At 33.6% G+C, this 10,992-nt stretch carries 10 protein-coding genes; 4 read left to right on the forward strand and 6 right to left on the reverse strand.

What is annotated here, in order from left to right; all coding sequences use genetic code 11:
- Nucleotides 1–242: 242 nt before the first annotated feature.
- Complete coding sequence (argJ, locus tag WCG23_11935) at nucleotides 243–1,484, reverse strand: bifunctional ornithine acetyltransferase/N-acetylglutamate synthase (GenBank protein MEI8390577.1); 1,242 nt, start codon at nucleotides 1,482–1,484, stop codon at nucleotides 243–245.
- A 132-nt stretch (nucleotides 1,485–1,616) separates the two neighbouring features.
- Between argJ and WCG23_11940 the strand changes: the two genes are divergently transcribed.
- Nucleotides 1,617–1,922, forward strand: a complete 306-nt coding sequence (locus WCG23_11940) for a hypothetical protein (protein MEI8390578.1) — start codon at nucleotides 1,617–1,619, stop codon at nucleotides 1,920–1,922.
- 16 nt (nucleotides 1,923–1,938) lie between these two features.
- Here WCG23_11940 and argC read toward each other — a convergent pair whose 3' ends face one another.
- Complete coding sequence (gene argC / locus WCG23_11945) at nucleotides 1,939–2,985, reverse strand: N-acetyl-gamma-glutamyl-phosphate reductase (protein ID MEI8390579.1); 1,047 nt, start codon at nucleotides 2,983–2,985, stop codon at nucleotides 1,939–1,941.
- A gap of 157 nt (nucleotides 2,986–3,142) precedes the next feature.
- Between argC and WCG23_11950 the strand changes: the two genes are divergently transcribed.
- Complete coding sequence (locus tag WCG23_11950) at nucleotides 3,143–3,802, forward strand: nucleoside recognition domain-containing protein (protein MEI8390580.1); 660 nt, start codon at nucleotides 3,143–3,145, stop codon at nucleotides 3,800–3,802.
- Nucleotides 3,803–3,813: 11 nt separating this feature from the next.
- Nucleotides 3,814–4,392 (forward strand): spore maturation protein, encoded by a 579-nt coding sequence (locus WCG23_11955; protein MEI8390581.1) that lies wholly within the window; start codon nucleotides 3,814–3,816, stop codon nucleotides 4,390–4,392.
- A 7-nt stretch (nucleotides 4,393–4,399) separates the two neighbouring features.
- Here WCG23_11955 and WCG23_11960 read toward each other — a convergent pair whose 3' ends face one another.
- The 3 genes from WCG23_11960 to WCG23_11970 all read right to left on the reverse strand — a co-directional run bounded on the left by WCG23_11960 (nucleotide 4,400) and on the right by WCG23_11970 (nucleotide 7,205).
- On the reverse strand, nucleotides 4,400–5,926 hold the full coding sequence (locus WCG23_11960; GenBank protein ID MEI8390582.1) for a hypothetical protein: 1,527 nt from the start codon (nucleotides 5,924–5,926) through the stop codon (nucleotides 4,400–4,402).
- A 175-nt stretch (nucleotides 5,927–6,101) separates the two neighbouring features.
- Nucleotides 6,102–6,587, reverse strand: coding sequence for a YkgJ family cysteine cluster protein (locus WCG23_11965; GenBank protein ID MEI8390583.1), 486 nt, complete (start codon nucleotides 6,585–6,587; stop codon nucleotides 6,102–6,104).
- 15 nt (nucleotides 6,588–6,602) lie between these two features.
- Entirely contained in the window at nucleotides 6,603–7,205 is a 603-nt protein-coding gene (locus WCG23_11970; protein MEI8390584.1) for a YkgJ family cysteine cluster protein, read from the reverse strand.
- A 209-nt stretch (nucleotides 7,206–7,414) separates the two neighbouring features.
- On the opposite strand from WCG23_11970, the gene WCG23_11975 reads away from it, so the two are divergent.
- The gene (locus tag WCG23_11975; GenBank protein ID MEI8390585.1) at nucleotides 7,415–9,142 is read left to right on the forward strand and encodes an NADH-dependent [FeFe] hydrogenase, group A6; all 1,728 of its coding nucleotides are present in this window, start codon (nucleotides 7,415–7,417) and stop codon (nucleotides 9,140–9,142) included.
- Nucleotide 9,143: 1 nt separating this feature from the next.
- On the opposite strand, the gene WCG23_11980 is transcribed toward WCG23_11975, so the two are convergent.
- Nucleotides 9,144–10,784: an ATP-binding cassette domain-containing protein gene (locus tag WCG23_11980; GenBank protein ID MEI8390586.1), complete on the reverse strand. Its 1,641-nt coding sequence runs from the start codon at nucleotides 10,782–10,784 to the stop codon at nucleotides 9,144–9,146.
- Nucleotides 10,785–10,992 lie beyond the last annotated feature (208 nt).

Here is a 10,992-nt window from a genome sequence, read left to right on the forward strand (position 1 = left end):
GGAAAGTCAGGATTCTTTATTTTTAATATTTTAAATTACTTTGCGTAACTCCTGAAATAAATTTAGAGACCTATTCCAAAATTACAAAATTAGTACTGAAGTAATACCAAATACGCCCGATAATAAAGCTCAAATAGATGAAGCAAAAGAAGATCAAATGAACTCTATTCTGTATTTTGCTTAATAACTTGTTAAAATTATAAAAAATTTTAAAGCCTTGTGTGAAAAACTCAGGGCTTTTATTATGTTCTGTATTCTCCGTTAATTTTTACGTATTCATAACTTAAATCACAGCCCCATGCGGCAGCTTCTTCTGTGCCGTCTTGCAAAGACAATAAAATTTGGATTTTTCTTTCTTTAAGAATTTGAAGAGCTTTATCCTCGTCAAAATTTAAAGGTTCACCGTTGGAAAAAAGCGTAATTTCACCGCCTAAGCTGGAAAAACTTATACTGGTTTTCTCAGGATTAAAATTTGCACCTGAATAGCCTGCTGCACAAAGGATTCTGCCCCAGTTAGCATCTTCGCCGAAGAAAGCTGTTTTTACAAGATTTGAGCAAATTATTGATTTTGCAATTTTTCTGGCGTCATCTTTGGTTGCAGTGCCTTTGACTACCACTTCCAGAACTTTTGTAACACCTTCACCGTCATTAACAATTTGCTTTGCAAGATATTTGTTAACATAATCAAGTGCTGATTTGAATTTAAAATAGTTTTCATTTTCTTCTGTGATAGGAGTATTTTGAGCCATTGCATTAGCCAGAACGATTACCATATCGTTTGTACTTGTATCTCCATCGACAGAAATCATATTATAAGTGTTTTCTACACTGTCTTTTAAAGCTTTATCAAGCATGTTTTTTGAAATATCAGCGTCAGTCGTAACAAAAGAAAGCATTGTTGCCATATTCGGGTGAATCATGCCGGAACCTTTTGCCATCCCGCCTATTCTTACAGGTTTTCCGTCTATTTCAACTTCTACAGCAATTTCTTTTGTATAAGTATCTGTGGTTATAATTCCTTCAGCTGCTCTTTTAGCAGCTTCTCTTGTTGTTTCTAAAGTTGAAACTACAGTTTTTATTCCTTCTACAATTTTTTCGATAGGCAAATGAACCCCGATGACTCCGGTAGAAGACACTATTATTTCTTCCTTAGTTGTCTTGATACAATCTGCAAGCGTTTGTGCCATTATTTCTGTGTGTTTAAAACCAAGTTCGCCTGTGCATGCGTTTGCGTTTCCACTGTTGACAACTATTGCTTTGACTTTATTGTTAACGATTTGCTGATTCCACAAAACAGGCGCTGCTTTGACTAAATTTTGGGTAAACACACCCGATGCAGTTGCAGAAATTTCGCTTTTTATTATTGTTAAGTCTTTTTTCTTTTTTTTAAGTCCTATATGAGCGCCTGTTGCACTATATCCAATCGGGGCAGTTACACTACCGGCTATTTCTTTTATAATATTTTCCTGTAATAATTCTTTCATTGCATTTTCCTTTTAAACCAAAGTTGAATTTTTATTTATTAATATAATCAACTATTAATATCAATTTTTATCATAAGTTTTATCATATTGTACACATTTAAATTAAATTTAGAAAGAGAAGGATACAAATTTATGGAAATAAGAAACAAACCTCAAAATTTGGCATTTGGTCATGTACTTGTAAGAGGAACAACTATTCCTCGTATAGTAAACGATTCTATAGATATTAATAATTTAAAAATTCATCAAACAATGAGAAGACACGGAAAACATATGATGATTCTTGAAGGTACTCCTGCATCAGAAAAATCGTTTATTAACACTCTGCGGGAGATAGCAAAAGCATTTAATATCAGGATAAGAAAAAGATTACCTGAAAATTTTGACCTTAAAGAACAGGCAAAAAAAGAAATTAAATGGTTCAATAAAAAATATTAGAGTTATATAAAATAAATTAAATTGATATCGGGATGTTATCAAGACCGGTTTTTTCTTCAATACCGAAAATTATATTCATATTCTGTATTGCTTGTCCTGCTGCACCTTTTATTAAGTTATCTATAGCTCCAACAACAACTATTCTGTTCGTTCTTTTGTCTATTGCAAAGCCTATATCGCAGTAATTTGAGTTTCTTACCCATTTGGTTTCAGGGAAAATACCTTTTTCGGTGAGCCTAATAAAATACTCGTTGCCGTAATATTTTTTGTAAACTTCTTTTATTTGTTCATAAGTAACTGAAGAATCTTTTAAATTGGCATAACATGTGGAAAGTATCCCTCTTTGCATTGGTATCAGGTGAGGAGTAAATGATAATTTAAATTCCTGTCCTGCTGCGAGTGCGCTTAATTCTTGTTCAATTTCAGGAGTATGCCTGTGACTTGCTACTTTATAGGCTTTTGTGCTTTCGTTGCACTCTGTGTAATGTGTGCCAATATCAAGAGTTCTTCCTGCACCTGTAACACCTGATTTTGCGTCAATAATAATTGAATTCAGGTCGATTAAATTTTCTTTTACAAGAGGCGAAAGGCTTAATATACTGCAAGTTGTGAAACAACCAGGATTTGCAATCAATTTTGCATTTTTAATCTCGTTTCTCTTCCATTCGCAAAGTCCATAAATGCTTTGTTCTAGAAGATAAGGGCTTTCATGTTCTGTTTTATACCATTCTTCATAAACTTTTTGATTTTTTATCCTAAAATCAGCACCTATGTCTATTATTTTTACTTTATTAAGTATTTCGGTCGTTATTTTTTTTGATGCAATACCGTGCGGAAGCGCTATAAAGATAACATCAGAGTCTTCAGCTAGTTTTTCAATGTTTTCTTCTTCGCATAAATTATTAAATCTATTTGCAAAACTCGGATAAATGCTGTCATATCTCTTACCCGAAAAAGAATGAGATGTGACATGTGAAACTTCAACTTCAGGGTGATGAAGCAATATTCTTGTTAATTCTTCCCCTGCATAGCCTGTTGAGCCGATAATAGCAACTTTTATCATAAGGTACTTACCTTTTTTCCATAATTTCTGTAGAATGTTATTCTATACTATATAAGTTTGATTTTGAAAACCATTCCTTTAAATTTAGCCTGATTTTCGAAAACATAACTCTCTTAAATCATAAATAGGATATTTAAAATTATCAAGGATTTATTTTATGCTCGGATATATCTGGTTTTTCTTTATATTAGCAGCAATTATTATAGGCGGTATCAACGGGAGAATAGACGCTGTAGTTCAATCTATCGTTGATTCTTCAAAACTTGCCGTTGAAATTTCAATTTCTCTTATAGGAGTTATGGCTTTTTGGCTGGGTATGATGAAGATAGCCGAAAAATCAGGCATAGTTTCCTCTATTTCAAAACTTATTAAACCGATAACAAAACGACTTTTTTCTGATATACCGCCAGATCACCCTGCAATAGGTCATATAGCTATGAATTTTACTGCAAATGCTTTAGGGGTAACAAATGCGGCAACTCCTATCGGAATAAAAGCGATGAGTGAAATGCAAAAACTTAATTCCTCAAAAAAAGTCGCAACAGATGCAATGTGTACTTTTCTGGCAATAAACACGGCGGGTGTTCAAATTGTACCGGCTTCTATTATTGCAGTTTTAGCAGCTTCAGGTGCAAAAAATCCTACTATAATAATAGGACCGACTTTTATTTCAACTTTAATCGCTTTAATTTCTGCCGTTACAGTTGTAAAAATTCTCGAAAAAATCCCCTTTTTTAATAAAGAAAAATATATTAAAGCTGAAATGTCGGAAATTAATCATTCTCATTCAGAGCAAAGTGAAGAATCTTTAACGTAATGGAGAAACAATTGATAAACACACTAATTCATACATTTCAAATAACAAAACATTTTATTGCACATACAGTAAATGTTTTTTCAGTATGGATATTGCCTGTAATGCTTTTAGCTTTCCTTCTTACGGCTTTATATAAAAAAATTCCTCTTTATGAGACTTTTATAGATGGAGCAAAAGAAGGTTTTGATATCGGTGTCAGGATAATTCCGTATTTAGTAGGGATTTTAGTTGCTATTGGTATGTTTAGAGCATCAGGGGCGATAGAATTTTTAGCTCATGCTCTTTCACCGATTTTAAAATTAATTGGAATGCCTGCTGATATACTGCCTCTTGCAATTATAAGACCGTTGTCGGGAAGTGGAGCGCTTGGCATAACAACAGAAATTGCAAAACACTACGGAGGAGATTCTTATATGGCAAGATTAGCAGCCGTAATGACGGGAAGCTCGGAAACAACTCTTTATGTTATAGCTGTTTATTTCGGCTCTGTAGGAATTACAAAAATCAGGCATGCCCTTATAGCAGGTATAGTGGCTGACATTGCCGGTATGCTTGCAGCGCTCTTTATATGCCGTCTTATTTTCTTATAAATAATGGCTAAGGAACTTTTTTTATTGCATCAAGATTTAATTTGACGGTATTTCCGCTCCATATACCTCTAATTATTTCTGTATCAGGATTAAGAAGCGATTTTGCACCTTCTGTATTATCGTTAATATCAAATTTTTCTTTGTCGCATATAATTCTATATCTGCGACAATCTTTCATTTCTTTTGTAGATTCTTCGTCATGTACTATGTTCTTTGAAAAATCAATCATTTTATCTTCAATTAGGCCGCTTAAGGAGTCTTTGCCGTTAAAATCCTGCGGATTATTTTTGATTACATCATTAAGTCCAAAAGCTAACGGTCCTGCTACAATTAAAGCGTTCTCCCCCCTGTTTAAAGAAGTAAAAGCCAGTTCCCCCATTATATAAGCATATTGTTCTATAGTTTTAGTTCTTGCAGTTCTGAATCGTTCGTTTTTAGAACCTGCATATTTTTCTTTCAGTCTAAATTCTTTTTTATTACCTTCTTCTTTAATATTAAAAAAGCCTGTTTGTTCTAATAATTCAATTTTATGACTGTCAGATTTTTTGTCTAGTTTAACAGCCTCTTCTGTTACTAATCGTGCTTCTCCGGCTGCTACAAAATTATTTATTTCATTTTTGTATTTCACTTTGTCAATGCCGATATTTTCACAAAAATTTGTAAGCAGTGAGCCAACAGCCGCACCTGCTTTAGGAGGCCTTGTAATTTCATTTTTTATATTTATTGATGTAGCACCTTTTTCAGGCATTTTTATTGCAATATCATGACACCCTTCAGGTGATTTTATTATTACTTCTTTATTTAAAAACTCCACTATAGAAACACCACAACCTCCTCCATTCATAACAACCATTGCTTTAAAGCCTTCAAGAGGGTTTTTGATGTTTTTTTTAGCCTGTGTATTTGATCCTTTATTAATAGATTCAATTAATTTAAATTCTTCATTTGTAAAAATTAATTCAGGTTTTTTAGCTATATCCTCCGCAACTTTGATTCCGGCTCCCAGTAAATCATTTAGAAAAAATACATTATTCGATAAATCTTTACTAACAGGAATTTCCGTTTGTTTGTTTAATTCTGCTGTAACTCTGTTATAATCGACATATTCAAGTTTTGCAAGTTGTCCTTCTCGAGTTATTTTTTTTGCGTTTGTAATAAATGGTGCATAGTTTGGCTCTAATGTTTTAGGGTTTGCGCATACGATTGACGGCACAAAACAGACCAATTTCCTTAAATTTAAAGGCAAATTAGTCTGCCCTAATAAATCTTTATGAGTAGCTATAATTTTTTTAACTATTTGCTGAAGAAAATGACTCTCGTCATGAAAACCTGCATTTGCATCAGTGTTAGTATTTATTATTCCTTTAGGTAATTTAATGAATTTGTCAGCTTCCACCTGTGTATCAATATTACAAAGTCTTTTATCAGTCAACGCAAGCATGCTTGCTCCTATGTCATGGAATTGAGCATATTCATTTAAGTTGTCTTTATCTGCTCCTTTGAAACTCAAGTATGATGGTTTGTTAATATTCATAAAAATCCACTATATTTAATACACCTGCTTATACAAAGTTCATAAAGCTGAAAAATTGCTTCTCAAAAATAAATAAAATACCCTAAGAGATGATTAATCTTGTAATAATGACCTCTTAGGGAAAAATACAATTTAATATTTCTTAATATATTTAAAAAAACTTTTTTATTATTAATTAAGAAGTTTGTTCTGATCTTTTTCTTACTTCTTCTATAATTATTTCGATTTCTTTCCAATTAGCAATACTTTGCTCTTCAAAGCCGCATCCGGGGAAAAACATTGTTCTTTCATGCGGTACGGGGTACATCCTGCATAAAAGCGGTCTGTCTTCATGGATTAAACAGCCTCCATGTTTGCCGATAAACCTGCATCTAAAGAAAGACATGTTCGGTTTTCCCACTTGTTTCATAACTCTTTCGTAAAAGTCAGGTGCAATTTTTTTTATATCATCATGAGTATAATAAGGTTCAAATATTGTTAGAAAGTCTTTTGCTCCTTCAACCTGTGTAGGGTCAGTTTCGGGATTTGCTATCAGCTCCAATATTTGCTCATAAGACAAACCAGCTTTAAAGGTAGCAATTTTGCAGCAACTTCCGCACATATTGCACAATTTTTGAGGAAGTTTTAGTAGTTCTTTTATTTTTTTTACAGCTTCTGACATAATTTGTTTATCCTTTTACCAGAACATAGATCCATATTTACTCCAGGGTTTTATTTGTTCATCAATTAATTTTTTAAATTCTTCTATCGTCATGTCTTTTCCGGGGACTTTTCCATCTTCGGAAAGTGCTTCTACCGCAGTTAAGTACTCTTTAAATTTGCGGGTCATTTGCTTATATTTTTCTCTCAGTTCAAATTGCCAGCCTTCAAAGCCGCAGCCCGGAGGCATACATGTCCAGCCATGATGTGGCGCACGACTGCAAACAGTAGGTCTTTTTTCGTGCATAGGGCATAAATTATCTTCTGTGATATGAGGGCAGTAGTAAAAAGTTACATTATTTACATCAACATCTTCTTTATAGCTTAGTTCATCAAGAATCTTATCTACTTGCTCAGGTACAGCCTTTCTGGCTTCTTCCACCGAAGTAAATCTTTTGAAAAGATCCGTAAACACTTTTGCTTCAATATTACCAAGTGCTGCAAGTCTTTCAAGTTCTTCATGTGTATCAGAGGTTGCAATTACTTTGCAGCATTTTCCACACCTTCTGCATAAATATTGAGGAAATTCGTCAAGTTCTTTTTTAAAGTCGTCTATTTCTTGTTCGTACTTAAAATTCATATTTTTTTACCCATTAAGGTCTTTTCAATATTAATAATAATATAATTTAGTTTTATTATAAAACATCTTTAAATTATTTAGAAATTAATGCTAAGTTTTTGTACAAAAGTTTGAAAAACCTGTCTTTGTAGAGAATATTAAAACAAAATCTTTTTATTTAAGATGACTTAGACTTTTTGATGGTTTAAAAATACAAGCAGGTAATATTTATGGAAAATGTAAAAATATCCATAAACGGAAAAATTGTCGAAGCAAAGCAGGATTGGACTATACTGGATGCGGCAAAGTCAATCGGAATAAACATTCCTACACTTTGCTATTATCCGTTTATTAGCAGAAGGGGTGCTTGCAGGCTTTGCGTGGTAGAGGTAGAAAATAGTGCTAATCTCGTTGCTTCTTGTGTTTTTCCGATAAAAGAAGGGTTAATAATTCAAACTCATACTCCCAGAGTTTTAAAAGCAAGAAAAACACTTTTGGAACTTCTTGTGGCAAACCACAATATGGAGTGTCTTGTATGCAGGAGAAATGGCGACTGCAAGCTCCAAACACTATGCGAAGAATACGAAATTTCAGAAAATGTCTATAAAGGTAAAAAACGACCTGATTATAAAGATTGTTCTTCTGAAGCTTATGTAAAAGATTATGGAAAATGTATTTTATGCGGCAGATGCACAAAAGTTTGTGAAGAATTGCAGGATGTTCACGCAATTGAATTTGTTGACAGAGGTTTTTATTCAGAAATATTGCCTGCTTTTAGAAATAAAATTGCAGATTCTGTTTGTATAGACTGCGGACAATGTGTAATTTCCTGTCCTGTCGCATCACTTATAGAAAAAGACTCTACAGAAGAAGTATTTAACGCTCTGGCAGATGTAAACAAGTGCGTTATAGTTCAAACAGCACCGTCTATAAGGGTAACTATCGGTGAAGCAATGGGTTTAAAGGCAGGAACTGTTTCAACAGGAAAAATGGTAAGCGGTTTAAGGCAACTAGGCTTTAAAAAAGTTTTTGATACAGCGTTTGGCGCTGATTTGACAGTTATGGAAGAAGCAAGCGAGCTTGTTAACCGCATAAATAATAATGGAAAACTTCCTATGATGACTTCCTGTTCACCGGGATGGACCAAATTTATTGAAACTTTTTACCCTGAATTTATTCCTAACCTCTCAACATGCAAATCTCCTCATCAAATGTTAGGCGCAATAATAAAAAGTTATTTTGCCACTCAGAACAGTATTAAACCTGAAGATATTTTTGTTGTATCAGTTATGCCATGTACTGCAAAGAAATTTGAAATAACAAGAAATACAAATAAAGTTGACGGACTTCAAGATGTTGATGTCGTAATAACAACAAGGGAACTTGCCAAAATCTTAAAAACAGGCGGCGTGGACTTTTTTCAGATTGAAGAGTCTGACTTTGATAATCCGCTGGGGGCTGCATCAAGTGCGGGAGAAATTTTCGGAGCATCAGGCGGGGTTTTGGAAGCGTCTTTAAGAACAGCATATCAATTAATGACAGGAACTGAACTTGAAGAAATAAATTTTAAATCAGTAAGGGGCTTAAGCAGGATAAAAGAAGCTTCTCTTAATGTAAACGGAAAAATTATTAATGTTGCAGCCGTCAGTTCTCTATCCGAGGCCAGAAAAGTTATTGTAAAAATAAAAAACGGTGAAGTTAACTATGATTTTATGGAAGTAATGGCGTGTCCCGGTGGTTGCATTGCAGGAGGCGGCCAGCCTTATACAGAAGACTATGAAGTAATAAAAGCCAGAATGGAAAGCCTTTATGCTATAGATTTCGGCAAAAAAATCAGAAAAGCACACGAAAATCCATTTATAACTAAACTATATAAAGATTTCCTCGGAGAACCGTTAAGCCATATTTCTCACAAATATCTCCACACAAAATTTAAACCCAGACCAAATGTATATTAGGCTATTTTTTTGAAAGGTGAGGATTATTCATTTTGTATAATTCTTCGCGTCTTTTCTTGATTTTCGGGTTAGTCAAGTACTCATCATAAGAAGTTTGCTCGTTTATCCAGCCGGATGGAGTGATTTCAATGATTCTGTCAGCTATAGAGTCAATAAACTGATGGTCTTGCGAAATAAACAGCAATGTTCCGGGAAAATCAATCAAAGCGTTGTTTAGCGCAGAAATAGATTCCAAATCAAGGTGGTTTGTAGGCTCATCCATTATTAATACATTAGCACCGGAAACCATTATTTTAGAGAACATACAGCGAACTTTTTCGCCTCCGGAAAGAACTCTTGTTTGCTTCTGGGTTTCTTCTCCTGAAAAAAGCATTTTGCCGAGAAAACCCCTGAGGAAATTATCTTCTTTTTCTCTTGAATACTGACGAAGCCAATCTACAAGGTTAAGATCATCTTCAAAAAATTTTGAATTGTCTTTCGGATAATAAGCTTGAGTCGTTGTAACTCCCCATTTAAAGCTTCCGCTATCCGCTTCCTGTTCACCTGTAAGTATTTGAAAAAGTGTATCTGCCGGTAAATTTTCTTTTCCTACAAAAGCAATTTTTTCGCCTTTATCAACAGTTAATGTAAAATTCTTTATTATATTTACACCATCAATGGTTTTGTTTAATTTTTCAATGTGCAGAATATCGTTTCCTGCTTCTCTGTCAGCCTTAAATACCATAAACGGGTATCTTCTGCTCGATGGTTTAATTTCTTCAAGAGTTAATTTATTAAGAAGATTTTTTCTGGAAGTTGCCTGTTTTGCTTTTGATGCATTAGCGCTAAATCTGGCAATAAAGGTCTTTAACTCTTCCATTTTTTCTTCGGTTTTTCTGTTCTGATCCTGTTTTTGTCTTAAAGCCAACTGGCTTGCTTCTGACCAGAATGTATAATTTCCTGTATAAAGCTGGATTTTGCTGTAGTCAATATCTGCTATGTGTGTGCAAACTCTGTCTAAAAATCTTCTGTCGTGAGAAACAACTATAACTGTGTTTTGGAAATTTATCAAAAATTCTTCAAGCCACATAATTGTATCAACATCAAGGTGGTTAGTCGGTTCATCCATCAGTAGAATGTCGGGATTGCCAAAAAGCGACTGTGCAAGAAGAACCCTGATTTTTTCACTGCCTGTAAGCTCGCTCATTAATAATTCATGAAGATCTGTTTCAATGCCTAAAGAATTTAAAAGACTTCCTGCATTTGATTCTGCTTCCCACCCGTCAAGTTCAGCAAACTCATTTTCAAGTTCGGCGACTTTTATGCCGTCTGCATCGCTAAAATCAGACTTTTCATATATAGCTTCTTTTTCATTCATAATGTCATAGAGCCTTTTATGCCCCATTATCACAGTTTCTAAAACTTTAAAATTATCAAATTCAAAATGGTTTTGTTTTAATACAGCAATTCTTTTTCCCTGTGCTTTAAAAACATCTCCTGAATTAGATTCAATTTCTCCTGAGAGAATTTTTAAAAAAGTTGATTTGCCTGATCCGTTTGCTCCTATTAATCCGTAGCAGTTACCCGGAGTAAATGTTATATTAACGTCTTTGAATAATTCACGTCCGCCAAATCTTAGTGTTAATCCGCTTGTACTTATCATGACTCTTCTTATATCCTTAAATTTACACGATTATTTAATATTTATAGTATCATCAACATAAAATTTTTTAAATTCAAATTAAATTTACTCAATAATTAATATATTTTGTTTATTTCTGTAATTTTTTTTATTATTTACTCTAAGTAATATAATAGGTGAATTCGCTAAGCAATCGCAACACCCGTTAATTCTCGGTATTTTTCATTAG

It is taken from the genome of bacterium (genome assembly GCA_037147175.1).
Lineage (GTDB): Bacteria > Cyanobacteriota > Vampirovibrionia > Gastranaerophilales > UBA9971 > UBA9971.